Source organism: Afipia dichlorophenoxyacetatis, assembly GCF_055386385.1.
In genome coordinates this window covers 1,683,537-1,699,687 of record NZ_AP029250.1, presented here as the reverse complement: position 1 = coordinate 1,699,687, position 16,151 = coordinate 1,683,537, and the positions used below count along the sequence as shown (strand labels likewise).

Below are 16,151 nucleotides of genomic sequence, written 5' to 3'. Positions count from 1 at the left end.
CCCGCGCGCTCCCTGTGGGAGCCGCGAGGCAAGCCTGTGCAAACCTCAGAATCAGGACATTAGTTGCAGTACGTTTGGTTGCCGACCTGCTGGCACTGGCGGCCGTCGCTGAAATAGGTGGTGTTGCCGACGCGCCGCGATGACGTGCCGTCATTGTAGTAGGTCTGGTTTCCGACGTCCTGCGAGCTGGCGCCGTCACTGTTGTAGGTGGTGCCGCCCACGCGCTGCGAGGAAACACCATCGTTCCAGAAGGTCGTATTCCCGACATGCTGGCCTGAGAGGCCGTTGTCGCAATAGGTCTGGTTACCGACACGCTGGCAATTCTGAGCGTGAGCTGTGCCGATCGTTACTGTCGTAATAATAAGACCGTAAAATAGCCTTTGCATTTGAATATCCATTTCAGAATCGCGACGCAGTCTTCCTCCTGGATCGTGAGCCGTCAAACCTGAACGCGCGTTGAACCGCGCCGCTGCGGCCTGCGACCAAGAAGGGTCCGCAGGCCAAAAAAGGAGCTCTCAATGACGCCGCCGACCATTCACGAATTCGCAGGCATCTTCATGCTGGCGCTTTTGACTGCCGGACTGATCGCGCACTCGTCTACAGTCGCGCACTCATCTACAAGGACACATGCAGCGCCTGCACCGGCGATGACGGATTCCGCCTTTCAGATGGATACATCTTATATTGATGGCATCGCGACCATCGCGTTGCCCGCACCGCAGGGCACGGACAACGCGAAAGCCATTGAAAGCGCCTCAGCTCGACGCTAGCCAACTTTTCTTCTAAGTCGCCTTTTTAAGTGGCCTTCGCCTGACCGAACACCCGCATCCAGTTCTCGCCGAGAATCTTGCGGGCGTTTTCCGGCGTGGTGAGCTTGCGGATCGCGGCGATCAGATCGGTGTAGCCGGTCGGATCAGCCGGGATCGAGGTGCGGCCGTTCACCATGTCGAGGCCGATGGCCACGTGATCCGCGCCGACCAGTTTAATCACGTACTCAATGTGCGCGACGTACTCATCCACCGTCGGCAGCACGGCACTGGGGTCTTCCTTCCATTCCGCCAGTGCTTTCCACTTCTCGCGGAATTCGGTGTCCATGTGCGCGATGAATTCGCCGTGATCACCTGGCGGACGCGTGACGGACGGCTGAAAGCCGAGCATCCCGAACACCGCCTTGCTGGCATTCTTCGCGCCCTCCGGGTTTGACGCCATCCACTGCCGATAGCTCTTGCTCACGACGGCCGCGCCGCCGTGAATGCCGACCAGTCCGCCCTTCGCCGCCAGAGCCTTCACCACATCGTCGGAGAGTCCGGCACCGGACACAGCCTTGATAGTTTCATGGCTTGCCACCACCGGCGCCCGGCTAGCCTGAATGAGCTGGGTCTGAGCCGCCTCGGTGGCGTGGGCGATATCGATCAGAATGCCAAGGCTGTTCATCTGCGTGACAAGCTTGCGGCCCTGGTCGTTGATGCCGTTGTAATGGTCGGGCTTCTCGCCGCCCTGGAACGGCGCCAGCGCACTGTCGCTGTAAGAATTGAAGCCCGACTGCGTCGTGAACTGAACCGAGCGCAGACCCAACCGATAGAACGCATCCAGCACGTCGGCATCGCCCTCATGGTCGAAACCGGATTCGCAGCCGATGAAAACCGCCATACGTCCGCTGCCGACGATGCGCCGTGCATCGTCTGGGCTCAGCGCAATCGCCATCTTGTCGGAGTGCTTCTCCGAGAACCGCAGCAGCGTGTCCATCAAGCGAAGAAACTGCTTCGGCGTGTAGTTGTAATTCCAGTAGCCGTAGGGCCCGAGGTTATCGATGATGCAATTGACGCCCGCTGCGCGCGCCCGGGCGAAATCCCAGCCCTGCTGCGTCGGCGTCCATGGGTCGATGCCCTCCCAATAAATCCGGTTGGTGATGTGGACATGTCCGTCCATGATGATTTCGGGAGAGCCATCGGCGGCGAACGCCTTGGTCCCCAGCCCCGCGCGGTCTGCAAGAACCGCCGCCGCTCCAAGCGCGCCACCGCGCAAAATGTCCCGGCGTGTCCGGGTGAAAGTCCGCTTCGTCATCGATAGCCTCCCGTGAATCGTTTTTGTCGTTGCGCCAAGCGCTACCACAACTTCGCCCGCAGGAGATGACGAAAGCTTGCATAAGGCTCAAGCTTTTCCGTGAGATGAAAATCGCAAACAACGAATATACGGAGGTTTATGGACGCGGGTGCCGACACATTCATCGCAAAACGATGTTAGATCAAACTGCCTCCCCAACTTGCGGGATCGACATCAGCGACCGTCTGCGAGAAGGTCCAGCGATAGCCGCATAAATCTCGCGTGACGTACTGCCGTTCCCCGTAGGGATAGTCGGCAGGCTCTTGCAGAATGTCCGCACCATGCCGCAACGCATGCTGATAGTGGCGATCCACGTCCTCCAGACGGATCATGACGGCGAACGACAGGTCTGCGGAATTCGACGATCCATCGCGACGCTCGGTCACGACGATCGCGCCGTTTCCGACATTGAGCTGCGCGCGATGATTGCCGATCCGCAGGCGTAGCGTGAAGCCATAAACTCGACATAGCCAGTCGATCGCCTCATCGACATCAGGATAGGCAAGCTCCGGGATAACGCAGGTATTCGGCATCGATCGGTTCGACAACATGACCATTCTTTCATTCTGGCAGTGCGTCTTAACACGCCGTGCTGAATTCCTCGTGACCCCATCTGCAATAGCGTTCAAGACAAAACCGGATCGTCGCGGTTCCATACTCCACAAGATCAACGTGGTCGGATCGCGCGCGGAGCCCTGCGCGCGAGACGATGGCGTTCGCCCCAATCACGTTCCGAAAGACCCTCATGTTCGACAGTGAAGACCAGAACGATCCCGGCCGTTGCGTCATCGTCATCGATGACAGCCTGCCCGTTGGCCGGGCGGCCAATGCCGCGGCGGTCATCGCATTGACCATCGGCAAGCTGCGGCCCCACCTGGCGGGCGCCGACCTGATCGATAAATCCGGCGCAGTGCATCCCGGCCTCATCCCGATCGGCATCACGGTGCTTGGCGCGTCGGCGGCCGACCTGCCCGGCATCCGCGCCAAGGCTTTAGCGCGCAAACTTGATGTGATCGATTTTCCGGTTCAGGGCCAGCAGACCACCGACTATCGAGCATTCGGTGCAGCGGTTGCGGAGTGCGAAACCGATGCGCTGTCCTATGTCGGCGTTGGCGTCTACGGCCCGCGCAAAGACGTCGGCAAGATCGTCGGAAAATACAGTCTTCTCAAAGAACGCGTCGCCTGATGCCCTGACTAGCGCCTGCTGCGGACGGCGGCCTGATAAGCCCCAGGCGTGATACCCATGCGGCTGCGGAAGTGCCGCGTGAAGTGCGCCTGATCGGCGAAGCCTGCGAGCATCGCCGTGACGGCAAGCTCCTCACCCTTGCGCAACAATTGCAGCGCGAGACGGATACGGGCCTGACGCTGATAGGCATGCGGCGTCATCCCGGTCTCGCTTTCGAACGCGCGGTAAAGCCGGTAAGGCGACAAGTCAGTTGCATCGGCGATATCGCTGAGGCTGACGCGTTCATCGAGATGTGAATCGAGATAATCCCGCGCGAGACGCACAGCACGGCTTTCCTGGCCGACAGCGCTCGCATCCGGCGCATCGTTGACGTGGCGGTCGAACAGCCGCTTCGTGAAGCGCAGATAGCGTTCATCACGCGCGAGTCTTGGACCGCCGGTTTCCGAGAGCGCATGAAGCGCCGTGAACGCGCTGATCAATTCGCGGTCGCGGATAATCGGCCCACGGACCGACGGAGAAGGACGTACAGCACCTCCATCGCTGATCTTCCCGCGCAGCAGATCGAGATCGACATAGATGGTGCGCTGACTCCAGCCTGCCGGATCAACCGGCCAACCTGCGTGGATTTCATCGGCGTTGATCGCGTAGAGGTCGCCCTTGCGCGCGGTGAATTCACCTTCACGCATGCGGATACGGATCGCACCCTCCGTGATCAGGGCGAAGCATGCGGTGTCGTGTGAATGCGTATCGTAGGAGAAGCCTGCGAAACGCCCACGTAGCATGTCCGCCCCGAGATCATCGGCGCGCCAGAACGCAACAGGGCTTTGTTGATCCGCCATCGCCGTCGACTCCGCGTATTCCGTGATCGGTATAGCGCAAACACGGCGGCAATCGGGACAAAATCATACGTGATCAATCAAAACGCCCGCCAGATGAGTCCGGCGGGCGTCCTACTCTGGAGGGTCTTGGTGGATTAGATCGATTTCACTTCGCCGCCATCCATGCGCAGCGTCGTTCCCGTCATCCAGCGCGCTGCGGGCGAGACGAGAAACGCCATCAGCTCGGCGATTTCCTCCGGCTCGCCGTAACGTGCGATCCCGGCATCCTGCGGAAACTTCTTGGTCGCTTCTTCAACGGTCATGTTGTGAAGCGGCGCCCAATGCTCGAGATAAGACTTGCGGCGTCCAGTCATCACCGGCCCCGGCAGTACGCTGTTCACCTGCACACCGTCCGTGATGCCCCCATCCGAGAATGCCTTGGCGAGCGCAACGATCGCCGCGTTAATCGTACCAACCGCCGCATAAGGCGCCTTCGGGAACTGTGCAGAATTACCCGACATGAACACCACCGCACCCTTGGCTTTCTTTAACTCAGGCCAGGCAGCAATCGCCAAGCGCCGTGCGCCGTGGAGTTTAAGTTCCATGCCACCATTCCACTGCTCGTCCGTCATCTCGAACAGGTCAATCTGGGGCACAGCGCCCGCGATGTTGAGCAGCGCATCAATCTGTCCGAATTTGGCGAGCGTTTGATCGACCACCTTCTTTGGCGCCGAAACGTCCGCAAGATCGAGATCGATGACAAGCGGCTCAGCGCCAGCGGCCTTCACCGCAGCTGCCGTTTCCGCAAGCTTGTCCTTTCCACGCGCAGCGAGCGTGATCGCGGAAAAGTCCTTCGCAAGACGGATGGCAGTGGCGCGGCCGATTCCCTGGCTGGCTCCGGTGACGATGGCAACTGACTTCGACATTTTCATTTCTCCTGAAGACTGCAGATTGTTTGGTTTCGTTGATCAGTGTGCGAAGACTTCGCGGATTGCGGCTGCGATCTCGCTGGCGTGGGTCTCCAGCGCGAAGTGACCGGTGTCGAGGAAGCGCACCACCGCATTCGGGATATCGCGCTTGAAAGCCTCGGCGCCGGGCGGCAGGAAGAACGGATCGTTCTTGCCCCATATCGCAAGGAAGCGCGGCCTGTGGGTGCGGAAATAGTTCTGGAAGTTCGGATAGAGCGCGACGTTGCTCTTGTAATCACCGAACAGATCGAGCTGGACCTCATCCATCCCCGGCCGCGCAAGATAGAAGTTATCGAGCGCGATACCATCGGGCGACACACGCGCCTCGTCGGTCACGCCGTGCACGTATTGCCAGCGGGTCGTCTCCGGCTGAAGCATCATGCGTAGCGCATCGCGGTTGGCTTGCGAGGGTTCATTCCAATAAGCGCGGATCGGATTCCATCCGTCGCTCAAGCCCTCTTCATAGGCATTGCCGTTCTGCGAGATGATGCCGGTGACGCGTTCCGGATGATCCATGGCGATGCGGAAGCCTGTCGGCGCACCGTAGTCGAACACGTAGATCGCGAACTTCTTGAGCCCAATCACTTCGGTGAAACGGCCGATGACATAAGCGATGTGGTCGAACGTGTAAGCGAAAATCTTCCGGTCCGGCATGTCGGATTGCCCGAAGCCCGGCAGATCAGGCGCAACGAGATGAAAGTGATCCGCCAGCAACGGGATGAGATCACGGAACATGTGGCTCGCGCTCGGAAAGCCATGCAGCAACAACAGGACCGGCTTTTCGGGATTGCCCGCCTGGCGATAGAAGATCTTCACGCCGTCGACGTCAGCAGAGCGATAGGTGATGGCAGTCATAGCTTAACTCCTTTTTGATAACCGATAATTTTTATTCGAAGAGGTTACTGACGTAGGACACACGTCTCCTGCCCGGCGCGCAGCAGCGCTGTTCAGGTCTGGGGTTTGTTGGCGAAGTGAAGAAAACTCAGTTCAGGCGCGAGGTAAGAGAACAACCCGCAGCCGACCAAAGCAAAACCGAGCCACTGCGCTATGATTGCGCACGACATCGCAGCAAGGAAAATCAGCGCGGTGTTCCGCGACCGCCTGCGCACCATCCATGCTCCATGGGCAAACACGACCGCTGCGTCTCTCTCGGACATAAGCCTCTTCCTCGAACAATCGGGCTCGGATTTCACCGAGACCACCCGTAACCTCTCAAACCGTAATTTGATGGTTACAGACGCGAAGATAACTTGTCAATAGCCTTTTGAGAGGTTACTTATGGAAAGAAGAGATTTCTTGTTGGGAGAAGGTTGGATGAACAGTAAACGGCCAGCCGCGGTTTTCATCGCCGACGCAATGGCACTCGATTTTCTGAATTCGATCGCAACACCTGTCGACACGCCGGTGGACTGGATCCGTGACGGTGAAGGCTTTGCGGACTGGCTGGAACAGGCTGAGCTTGTGCCACCGGATGTGCTCAAGACCTTCCGCGACCAGACGCTCCCAGGGGAACTCGACAGCGTCGCTGCTCAAGCGCGCTCGCTGCGGGAGTGGTTCAGGACGTTCGTTAAAGACCACAAAGGAAAATCGCTACCGGCAAAAGCTCTGCAGGAGCTTGGGCCCCTCACCCGCCTGCTCGAACGCGACGAGCGCTTCAGCCAGATCGTGACGCATTCTCACGAGGATGGTTCGAGTGGTCTTGAATTGCGAGAGGCACGGCGCTGGCGCTCAGCGGAGTCCTTGCTGCTGCCGATCGGCGAACAGCTGGCAAAATTCGTCTGCGATGAAGACTTCGCCCATGTCAAAGCGTGTGAAGGACATGCCTGCACGTTGATGTTTGCCGATCACACCCGTGGCCATGCGCGACGATGGTGCAGCATGGGGATCTGCGGCAACCGCGCGAAACAAACTGCGCATCGCGAGCGCATGAAAAGCGCGCAGCGGCGCGCGCCTTAACAAAAACGGGAGGCAACTTGATTGCCTCCCGACGCGTCACAGCGATCTTGCTGTTGCTGATTATCAGTGCGCCCCTCCGCCACCGCCCGGCTTGACCTTGCGTGTGAACAGCACCGCGATGGCCGCAAGCACGAGCACGACCCCGATCACCGCGAACGTATCGCTGAAGCCCATCACCAGGGCCTGCCGCTTCACGGCCTTGCCGAGCGAGATGACAGCCTGCTGATGGGCAGCGGCCGGGTCCGGCACGCCATGGGCCATAAAGTAGTTCGTCATTTGGGCAATTCGGTCACGCACTTCCTCGCGGCCGAGATTGACGGACTGGCCGATGATGTTGGAGTGAAACTGCTCCCGCTTGGTGATCACGGTGGCGAGCACCGCGGTGCCGATGGCGCCGCCGAGATTGCGGAACATGTTGCTGATGCCGGATGCCGCGGCGACGTCCTGCGGAGCGATATCGCCCGTCGTGACCGACGTCAGCGGCGTCAGCACCATCGCCTGGCCGATGGCGCGCACGATATTGGGAATCCAGAGCTGATCGCCGGAATAGTCTGGCGACATCGTTATGTTCATGAAGCAGCTGTAGGCAAAAATCATCAGCCCGGTAAACGCGATGTAGCGCGTGTCGAACCGTTGCATCAGCTTCGGCACCAACGGGATCAAAAGGAGCTGCGGCAGTCCGGTCCATGCGAGCACGGAGCCAATCTGCTCGGAGTTGTAGCCCTGCGCCTGGCCGAGATACTGCGGCAGGATATAGACCGAGCCGAACAACGCGAAGCCCAGCGTCGTCATCGCAATGGTGCCGAAGCCGAAATTTCGTCCCTTCAGCAGCCGTAGACGGATCAGCGGCTTCTCGACCGTGAGTTCGATCCAGACGAACAATGACAGGCTGACCAGCGCGATCAGCGCAAGCCGCACGATGAACGGCGACGAGAACCAGTCGTCCTTGTTGCCTTCTTCCAGTACAGTCTGGAACGCGGACAATCCGATCGCCATGGTGACGATGCCGGCCCAGTCGCCTTCCCGCAGGAGATTAAGCTGCATCGGCTTGCGCTCCAGCGTTGCATAAAGCGCGGTGAGCATGACGATGGTCGGCAACACGTTGACGTAAAAGATGGTCTGCCAGCCGTAATTCTCGGTCAGATAACCGCCGATGGTAGGACCAATGGCCGGTGCGAAGGTGACGGAGAGCGCAAAGATCGCAAGACCGATCGGCTGCTGCGGCTTCGGCAGCTTGGTCAGCACCAGCGTAAATGCCATCGGGATCAACACGCCGCCGGCGAATCCCTGCAGGCCGCGCAGGACGATCATCGTCGGCAGGTCGTGCGCAAAGGCACAGGCGACCGAGAAGGTCGCGAAAAATGCAGCGCTCGCCAGCATGTAGCGACGGAAGGAGAAAACGCGGCTGAGGTAATCAGTGAGCGGGATCACGACGATCTCACCGATCAGGTACGACGTTGAGATCCACGAGCCGTTGTCGACGCCGGTGCCGATGCCGCCCTCGATGTTGAGCAGCGAAGCGTTGGTGATCTGGATGTTCAAGATCGCCATGAACGAGCCGATCATTGCGGCGAGAACGGCGATCCATGTGGTGGCGCTGGCGCGGTTTGGATCAGCGGCTACACGTCCGGAGGGCGCAGAGGCCGCAGGGAATGAGAGCGTGGTATCCGACATGACACGATCCTCAACGGGCATTCACCGATGCTGCGGCGTTCGCCTCGACGGTGCGCGGCGTCGAGCGCGTTTCGATGGTCGGGATCACCGACATACCGGGTCGCAGGTCGACATTGGCGTTGTGACTGTCGAGCACGATCTTCACGGGAATGCGCTGCACCACCTTGGTGAAGTTGCCGGTGGCGTTGTCCGGCGGCAGCAATGCGAACTCCTGACCGCTGGCCGGCGCGATGCTGTCCACATGGCCGTGGACTACATGGCCCGGGAACATGTCGACGTCGATGTCGACTGCCTGTCCCTTGCGAACGTCCGTGAGCTGGGTCTCCTTGAAGTTCGCGACGATATAGGCGCTGGCCACCGGTACCACCGACATCAATTGTGTGCCGGCCTGCACGTACTGGCCGACACGCAGGGTGCGGTTGCCGACGACACCGTCGATCGGCGACACGATTGCCGTGTAGCCGAGATTGAGCTCGGCCTGATGTTGAAGAGCGATGGCGCGTGTGACGGCGGCAGTCGCCTGCGTGATCTCCGCCTTCAACAGATCGATCTGCTTCTCGGCGGATGCGAGGTTTGCGGTGTCGCGCTGTACGGTGGCCTGCGCGCTGGCAATGCGGGACTGGGCCTGCTGCGCATTCTGCACGCTGCCGAAACCGGTGCTTGCAAGATCTGTGTAACGCTTGTTCTCCTGCGCGGCGAACATCACGGCGGCATTATCGACGTCGATGGTCGCCTTCGCGGCGTTGACCACCGTCTGCTGAACCTCGAGCTGAGCCCGCTTGCTCGTCAGCGCCGCTTGGGCCGCTGCGACATCGGCTTTAGCTTGATCCAGCGCCACGTCGTAGTCGCGGTTGTCGATCCGTGCGAGCACCTGGCCGGCCTTGACCTGCTCGTTGTCGCCGACCAGCACATTGCTGAGATAACCCGACACCTTCGGCGCGATGGTCGTGTTGTCGGCTTTGACATACGCATCGTCCGTTGACACGAGATACTGCCCGACGGTCCAGTAGTTCCAGCCGTACCAGGCCGCTCCTGTCAGGGCGACTAGTGCCGCACCCATAAGTAATGTCTTGCGAAGACCGGCCTTTCTGCCCTTCGCGCCGACGGCCTTTTCAGCCTTGCCCGCGTCCGCCTTGCCGTCCCGGCTGAACGCCGCTGGGGGTACATCCTTGACGGCTTCACTGACGGGAACCGGCTGTTCGATCTCGAATGCTGTGGAATGGACGGTCATGGCGTCGCTCCTGGGGCAATTGGCAGCAATTAGGAAACTTGATATTTTCCAAAATACCCCCTATCTTGACACTGTCAAGCAAATGACAGGCATCATATAAAAGCATGGCTCGAAACGAACCCACCGACGAGAAACGCTGCCGCGGCCGGCCCCAGGTCCGGCCCGATGATGAAACACGTCAGGTTATCTATGAGGCCGCGCGCGGGGAATTTGCCGACAAAGGCTACGCGGCGACCAGCATCGAGGCTGTCGCCCGCCGGGCCGGGGTTTCGACTAAGACGCTCTATCGCCTCATCCCCAACAAGGCCGAGCTGTTCGAAGGCATGGTGACGGACCGGCTCGAACGCTTCCTGTCAGACGTCAACCTGCACGCCACGGACCGTGCGAGCATTGATGACGCGCTCTTTGCGGCTTTGATGGCTGTTGCCGATCTGGCCTTGGCCGAGGAAGTCGTGTCGCTCCAGCGCATGGTGCTGCAGGAGACCGGCAAGGCGTCAGATGCAGCTGGTGTGTTCTACAGAAACGGCATCAGACGAACCGGCGCGACACTTGCCGACTGGCTGCGCGTGCAACAGAGCCGTGGGCTAATCACACTCACCGATGTTGAAGAAACCGCCGGCATGCTGGTTGGAATGGCGATTGCCGAACCGCAGCGCGCTGCGATCTTCGGCAACGTGCCGTTGCCGTCACGTTCGCAAATCGAGGCGCGCATCCGCCGATGTGTCGCGTTGTTTCTCGATGGTTGCCGCGCCAAACAGTGATATCGCCACCTGATCGGAAATCCCTATCGCGCGATACGGATTGTTCCGCATGACTATGCTTGCACGCACGCGAGAATTGCGACTGAATACACCCGCCGGTCACTTTTCACTCAGAATCGCGCAAGCGGATGGCTCATGTCCCTCGATACATCTTCCAACGACATCAGGCACGATGACAGCGAAACCTCGTTCGCTCATGACGATGCCCTGCTGAGAGCAGATATTCGCCGTCTCGGGCGCATTCTCGGCGATACTGTGCGGGAACAGGAAGGGTCTGAGGTTTTTGACCTCGTCGAACGGATCCGGCAAACGTCCATCCGCTTCCATCGTGATGACGACAAGCAGGCGCGTCGAGAATTGGAGAACATTCTCGACGGCATGTCCATTGCCGAAACCGTGCGCATCGTGCGCGCGTTCAGCTATTTCTCCCATCTCGCCAATATTGCGGAAGATCAAAACAACATCCGCCAGCAGCGCACGCTCACCATGTCAGGCGCTGCGCCGGATTCCGGAACGCTGGCCTGCGCATTGGCGCGCGCCAAGCAAGCCGGTGTCGGAAAAGATGAACTACGAGCCTTCTTCGTCGAAGCCCTCGTCAGCCCCGTCCTGACGGCACATCCCACGGAAGTCCGCCGCAAGAGCACCATCGATCGCGAAATGGAAATCGCATCCGTGCTCGATATGCGCGAGCGCATTCAGATGACTGCGGATGAGATCGCCGCGAGCGACGAGCAACTACGCCGCGCGGTCGTGACGCTATGGCAGACCAATCTGCTGCGGCGGACCAAGCTGACCGTGCTTGACGAAGTCGCCAACGGCCTGTCGTTTTATGACTACACCTTCCTGCGCGAAGTGCCGCGTCTGCACTGCGCGCTGGAAGACCGTCTTGCGGAGGACGCTAAAGCAGGCGGGAACGATGTGCCCGAACTTGCAACGTTCCTGCGCATGGGAAGCTGGATCGGCGGCGACCGTGACGGCAATCCGTTCGTCACAGCAGAGATGATGCGCGGCACCCTGCAGATGCAAAGTTCACGCATCTTCGGCTTTTACTTCGATGAGCTGCATGCGCTCGGCTCGGAACTCTCAATGGCCGCGCACCTCGCCGGCGCCTCGCCGGAGGTGATGGCGCTTGCGGCGCAGTCCCCCGATCCATCGCCTCACCGCAAGGGAGAGCCGTATCGTCTCGCGGTCTCAGGCATCTATGCAAGACTGGCAGCGACGGCACGTACAATTGGCATCGAAACCAACCGACCTCCGGTTGGCGAAGCTCCGCCCTATGCCGAACCTTCGGAGCTGCGGCATGATCTGGACGCGCTGCATGCATCCCTCGTCGCCAACAACTCACTCGTGATTGCGCGCGGACGGCTGCGGCATCTGCGCCGCGCCGTGGATTGTTTCGGCTTTCATCTCGCCTCGCTCGATATGCGGCAAAACTCCGCTGTTCACGAGCGCACCATTGCCGAACTGTTCGAGGCGGTCGCGCCGGGAACGCGTTATCAAGAGTTGTCCGAAGAGGCGCGCATTGCCCTGCTGACGCGGGAGCTCAACACCGGCCGCCCGCTCGCCTCGCCTTTCGTCTCCTATGGCGAAGAGACCGCCAAAGAGCTAGCCGTCTTGAGGACAGCGGCGGAAGCGCATGCCGTGTTTGGCAGCGATGTCATTCGCCAGTGCATCGTCTCGATGACGAAGGGCGTGTCTGACTTGCTCGAAATCGCCGTGCTATTGAAGGAAGCGGGCCTTGTATCGTCCGATGGCAGCAGCCGCCTCAACATTGTGCCGCTGTTCGAGACCATCGATGATCTGCGCAACTGCGGCGCGATCATGGACAGGCTGTTTTCACTTCCCGAATACAGGCGCCTCGTCGACAGCCGCGGCGGCATTCAGGAAGTGATGCTCGGCTATTCGGACAGCAACAAGGACGGCGGCTTCGTCACTTCGGGTTGGGAGCTCTACAAGGCCGAAATCAATCTCGTCGAGGTGTTCGAGCGGCATGGCGTGCGGCTGCGCCTGTTCCATGGACGTGGCGGTTCGGTCGGCCGTGGCGGTGGCCCGAGCTATGACGCGATCCTCGCCCAACCGGGCGGCGCGGTGAACGGGCAAATCCGCATCACCGAACAAGGCGAAATCATCTCGAGCAAATATTCAAACGCCGAGGTCGGACGCCACAATCTGGAAATTCTGGCTGCCGCGACACTGGAAGCAAGCCTGCTGCAGCCGAAACACCCCGCGCCGCGCGCGGACTACATTGCGGCGATGGAAGAATTGTCCAACCTCGCCTTCTCCGCCTATCGCGATCTGGTTTACGAGACCGATGGCTTCGAGGATTACTTCTGGGCGTCCACGGTCATCACCGAGATTTCGACGCTGAATATCGGCAGCCGTCCCGCGTCGCGCACCAAGACACGCAAGATCGAGGATCTGCGCGCGATTCCCTGGGTGTTCAGCTGGGCGCAATGCCGCCTGATGTTGCCGGGCTGGTTCGGCTTCGGCAGTGCAGTCAAAACGTGGGTCGCAAAGCATCCCGACAAGGGCATGGCCTTTCTGCGCGAGCTTTACACCGAGTGGCCGTTCTTTCAGACGCTGCTGTCGAACATGGATATGGTTCTGTCCAAGAGCAGCATCGCGATTGCCTCACGCTATGCGGATCTCGTTCCAGACGAGAAGCTGCGCGCGGCGATCTTCGGACGCATTCGCGCCGAGTGGCAGGATTCCATCGAACTATTGTTGACGATCATGGGGCACGATCGCCTGTTGCAGGGCAATCCGCTGCTGGAGCGCTCCATCCGCAACCGCTTCCCTTATCTCGATCCGCTCAATCACGTTCAGGTGGAGTTGCTGCAGGCGCATCGCTCGCACAGCACCGATGAACAGGTGCTACGCGGCATTCAGCTCACCATCAACGGCATCTCGGCGGGATTGCGGAATAGCGGATAGTGACAGCCGGAGGTGGTGGTGCAGTCAACACCCATTCACGTCGACCGTTCGATGAGGTACGTTACAAACGCAACATATTACGTCACGTGCGTCATCAAAGCCGAACATAACCGCTTCACGCTGCCTCCGAACTTCTTCGGAGCGCTTGATGAGGAAAATATCGTCGAGATCGGATCGTAAAAGGCCCACTTGTCGACCGAGGCGGCGAAATGTTTTGCGGCTCGTTCCACTGTTGCTGGCTTCATTGACGCCGCTAAAGGATCGCGCGGCTGCCGCTGAACTGGTGGACCCCACGCCCCGGATCGCCGTCATTTCGTCATACACCCCCGAATGGCTCGCGCTCAAGGATGCAACGCGCGAGACACGGACGGAGGTCATAGCTGATGTGACCTACATCGTCGGCAAGCTCGAGGGTAAGGATGTCGTTCTTTTCCTGAGCGGCGAGTCCGAGGTCAACGCTGCGATGACCACGCAGAGCGCAATTGATCATTTCACCATCACGCACATCGTCTTTTCAGGAATTGCGGGCGGTATCAACCCCAGCCTTTCAGCGGGAGATGTCGTTGTGGCCGATCGTTGGTCTGAATATCTTGAATCTGTTTTTGTCCGGAAGACCGCGACGGGCTGGTCAATACCGAAATGGCTCGGCAAAACACTACCGAATTACGGCATGATCTTTCCCCACGCGGTACAAATTGCACATCCTGGTCAGAGCGAACCGGAAAAGCGCTTCTGGTTTGACGTTGATCCGGTCATGCTGGAGACCGCAGGTTCGGTCGCGGCGAAAGTCGAACTAAAGCCCTGCCTCAAACACGATGTCTGCAATGTGACACACCCCCGTGTCGTGATCGGGGGCGCCGGCGTTTCCGGCCCGGCCTTTGTTGACAATGCCAAGTTTCGCAAGTGGATCTATAATACCTTCAAGGCCAACTCGGTTGACGAAGAAAGCGCGCCAGTCGCCCACGTGGCCTCTATGAACGATATCCCCTTTATAGCCTTCCGCGGGTTGTCAGATCTGGCCGGCGGCGATGCCGGTGAAAACACCGAGAAGGAGCTCGAACACCTGGCGTCGGACAACGCCGCCACGGTGGCCAAAGCATTTCTCGGTGCTCTCCCAGCTCAACAGCCTTCTCAGAGAAGCCTGGGCACAACAAGCAAATAGCAACAACCAGCGCGTCAGGCGTATCTGGACCACCAACGCATCTGGGGCCTCCGCTCATCCCGCGTTGAACACCGCCTTCCATTGCGGCTTCAAGTATTTCGCGAACACGGATGCCGGCACTGAGAGGCGAAAATCGCCGAGCACATTCGGCCAGATCTGCCCCGAACCATAAAGCAGGACGATGCCGTTGGCGGTCGTCTCTCCTTTTGCGTAGGTTAGCGCGTAGGTCTTGAGCTTCTCCGGATCGGCCCCGATGCCGGTTTTGGCTACGTACGCTTCCGGCTTCTGATCGCTGCGCTGGATATAGATCTTCGTCCAGGCCTTGATGGCCGCGTCAGAAATCGCGGTCAGTGCGGCCTTGGTTTGATCCGGCGGAAACAGCGCGTCGATGGTCACGGCCTGATCGGCTTTCTTGTCCCAGACCAGCGTCTGAAACGTGTCGCCGGGATGAGCGGCGCCGGTGTCGGCAGTTGTTTCAGCCGATAGACTCAGCATCGCATCATTCTCGAATGTGACGCGCCAGGTCATATCGATCTGATAGGGCTGGAAGCTCGGATTGCCCTCCTGATCGTCCTTGGCATCGCCCTTCGCCGGATCGGCATCGGCCTTGTACAGCGCCAGGATCTTTTCCTTGAGCGCGCCGATCTTCATCGCCGTCGCTGGCACATGCAGATGAATTTCATAGAGCGGTGATTTTTCCGTCGCGTCGTAATCGGCAGCGAACGCAGGCGTGACGGCCAAACCCATGCAGAGAGCAACGGCGAACGATTTCATTTTCAAGCTCATTTCAAAACACAACGATCACGAGCAGGTCGTGAGCATGTTGGTGCAAACGCCTGTTGTCCAGCCGGTGCCCTTCTTGACGTGCACTTTAAGAAAATCGCCCCAGCAGCCGAGCAAATCCACCTGTTGATCGCCGGCGGCGTGAGGATCGACCGGACTGCTCTTGATATTGTGATCAGTGTAGATAGCGGCGCCATTCTCCATGCCGCTCACGCCAAGAACGCTCTTGTGCAGATAGCCTTTGCCTTGAAAAATGATCTTCGGGTCAACCTCGACGTCAATCTGTTTTGCGCGATCGATCTCATACCAGTCACCGACTTGGCCGGTGATGTGCACATCGATCCAGCCGTCTGCCGCCGTGTTCTTGAGTGTGGCGATGACCGCGCCGCTAGGCGCAGCTCTAACATTGGTGCCCTTCGGATCGGTGTCGGTAATGTCGACGTTGACATTGCAGTCCTGCCGTTCCGCCGCGTGGGCGAAATTGGCCGCAGTCAACATCAGGCACGTGAATGCAAAAACAGAAGAAAGCTTCATCAAAATTGTCCGGTTAGGTTTGAGGGCAGTCAGTAGTCGCC

General features: G+C 59.5%; 18 protein-coding genes. 7 read left to right on the top strand and 11 right to left on the bottom strand.

Annotated features, from left to right (window positions below; translation table 11 throughout):
* Nucleotides 1-59 precede the first annotated feature (59 nt).
* The gene (locus tag ACZ5C3_RS07785; RefSeq protein ID WP_464036619.1) at nt 60-386 is read right to left on the bottom strand and encodes a hypothetical protein; all 327 of its coding nucleotides are present in this window, start codon (nt 384-386) and stop codon (nt 60-62) included.
* Between the two features lie 132 nt (nt 387-518).
* Here ACZ5C3_RS07785 and ACZ5C3_RS07780 point away from each other — a divergent pair, with 132 nt between their 5' ends.
* The gene (locus tag ACZ5C3_RS07780) at nt 519-770 is read left to right on the top strand and encodes a hypothetical protein (RefSeq protein WP_464036617.1); all 252 of its coding nucleotides are present in this window, start codon (nt 519-521) and stop codon (nt 768-770) included.
* Nucleotides 771-795: 25 nt separating this feature from the next.
* Here ACZ5C3_RS07780 and ACZ5C3_RS07775 read toward each other — a convergent pair whose 3' ends face one another.
* Together ACZ5C3_RS07775 and ACZ5C3_RS07770 are read right to left on the bottom strand one after the other, a co-directional pair.
* Nucleotides 796-2,064, bottom strand: a complete 1,269-nt coding sequence (locus ACZ5C3_RS07775; RefSeq protein ID WP_464036615.1) for a dipeptidase — start codon at nt 2,062-2,064, stop codon at nt 796-798.
* A 176-nt stretch (nt 2,065-2,240) separates the two neighbouring features.
* Nucleotides 2,241-2,660: a VOC family protein gene (locus tag ACZ5C3_RS07770; protein WP_464044627.1), complete on the bottom strand. Its 420-nt coding sequence runs from the start codon at nt 2,658-2,660 to the stop codon at nt 2,241-2,243.
* Between the two features lie 188 nt (nt 2,661-2,848).
* On the opposite strand from ACZ5C3_RS07770, the gene ACZ5C3_RS07765 reads away from it, so the two are divergent.
* The gene (locus ACZ5C3_RS07765; protein ID WP_464036612.1) at nt 2,849-3,289 is read left to right on the top strand and encodes a DUF2000 domain-containing protein; all 441 of its coding nucleotides are present in this window, start codon (nt 2,849-2,851) and stop codon (nt 3,287-3,289) included.
* 8 nt (nt 3,290-3,297) lie between these two features.
* On the opposite strand, the gene ACZ5C3_RS07760 is transcribed toward ACZ5C3_RS07765, so the two are convergent.
* The 4 genes from ACZ5C3_RS07760 to ACZ5C3_RS07745 form a co-directional block, all read right to left on the bottom strand.
* Complete coding sequence (locus ACZ5C3_RS07760; RefSeq protein WP_464036610.1) at nt 3,298-4,128, bottom strand: AraC family transcriptional regulator; 831 nt, start codon at nt 4,126-4,128, stop codon at nt 3,298-3,300.
* Between the two features lie 134 nt (nt 4,129-4,262).
* On the bottom strand, nt 4,263-5,033 hold the full coding sequence (locus tag ACZ5C3_RS07755) for an SDR family oxidoreductase (protein ID WP_464044626.1): 771 nt from the start codon (nt 5,031-5,033) through the stop codon (nt 4,263-4,265).
* Between the two features lie 42 nt (nt 5,034-5,075).
* A complete protein-coding gene (locus ACZ5C3_RS07750; protein ID WP_464044624.1) occupies nt 5,076-5,930 on the bottom strand; it encodes an alpha/beta fold hydrolase in 855 nt (284 codons plus the stop codon).
* Nucleotides 5,931-6,022: 92 nt separating this feature from the next.
* Entirely contained in the window at nt 6,023-6,232 is a 210-nt protein-coding gene (locus ACZ5C3_RS07745) for a hypothetical protein (RefSeq protein WP_464036608.1), read from the bottom strand.
* A 157-nt stretch (nt 6,233-6,389) separates the two neighbouring features.
* Between ACZ5C3_RS07745 and ACZ5C3_RS07740 the strand changes: the two genes are divergently transcribed.
* A complete protein-coding gene (locus ACZ5C3_RS07740) occupies nt 6,390-7,031 on the top strand; it encodes a CGNR zinc finger domain-containing protein (protein ID WP_464036606.1) in 642 nt (213 codons plus the stop codon).
* A 63-nt stretch (nt 7,032-7,094) separates the two neighbouring features.
* On the opposite strand, the gene ACZ5C3_RS07735 is transcribed toward ACZ5C3_RS07740, so the two are convergent.
* Both ACZ5C3_RS07735 and ACZ5C3_RS07730 read right to left on the bottom strand, forming a co-directional pair.
* The gene (locus tag ACZ5C3_RS07735; RefSeq protein ID WP_464036604.1) at nt 7,095-8,705 is read right to left on the bottom strand and encodes an MDR family MFS transporter; all 1,611 of its coding nucleotides are present in this window, start codon (nt 8,703-8,705) and stop codon (nt 7,095-7,097) included.
* 10 nt (nt 8,706-8,715) lie between these two features.
* Nucleotides 8,716-9,936 (bottom strand): HlyD family secretion protein, encoded by a 1,221-nt coding sequence (locus ACZ5C3_RS07730; RefSeq protein WP_464036603.1) that lies wholly within the window; start codon nt 9,934-9,936, stop codon nt 8,716-8,718.
* Nucleotides 9,937-10,040: 104 nt separating this feature from the next.
* On the opposite strand from ACZ5C3_RS07730, the gene ACZ5C3_RS07725 reads away from it, so the two are divergent.
* From ACZ5C3_RS07725 to ACZ5C3_RS07710, 4 genes are all read left to right on the top strand, one after another.
* A complete protein-coding gene (locus ACZ5C3_RS07725) occupies nt 10,041-10,697 on the top strand; it encodes a TetR/AcrR family transcriptional regulator (RefSeq protein ID WP_464036601.1) in 657 nt (218 codons plus the stop codon).
* A 135-nt stretch (nt 10,698-10,832) separates the two neighbouring features.
* Nucleotides 10,833-13,631, top strand: a complete 2,799-nt coding sequence (gene ppc / locus ACZ5C3_RS07720) for a phosphoenolpyruvate carboxylase (protein ID WP_464036599.1) — start codon at nt 10,833-10,835, stop codon at nt 13,629-13,631.
* Nucleotides 13,632-13,682: 51 nt separating this feature from the next.
* The gene (locus ACZ5C3_RS07715; protein ID WP_464036597.1) at nt 13,683-13,811 is read left to right on the top strand and encodes a hypothetical protein; all 129 of its coding nucleotides are present in this window, start codon (nt 13,683-13,685) and stop codon (nt 13,809-13,811) included.
* Nucleotides 13,812-13,845: 34 nt separating this feature from the next.
* A complete protein-coding gene (locus ACZ5C3_RS07710) occupies nt 13,846-14,793 on the top strand; it encodes a 5'-methylthioadenosine/S-adenosylhomocysteine nucleosidase (RefSeq protein ID WP_464036595.1) in 948 nt (315 codons plus the stop codon).
* 54 nt (nt 14,794-14,847) lie between these two features.
* On the opposite strand, the gene ACZ5C3_RS07705 is transcribed toward ACZ5C3_RS07710, so the two are convergent.
* Nucleotides 14,848-15,567 (bottom strand): PdaC/SigV domain-containing protein, encoded by a 720-nt coding sequence (locus ACZ5C3_RS07705; RefSeq protein WP_464036593.1) that lies wholly within the window; start codon nt 15,565-15,567, stop codon nt 14,848-14,850.
* Nucleotides 15,568-15,594: 27 nt separating this feature from the next.
* Complete coding sequence (locus ACZ5C3_RS07700; RefSeq protein WP_464036592.1) at nt 15,595-16,110, bottom strand: hypothetical protein; 516 nt, start codon at nt 16,108-16,110, stop codon at nt 15,595-15,597.
* Nucleotides 16,111-16,151: the final 41 nt, after the last annotated feature.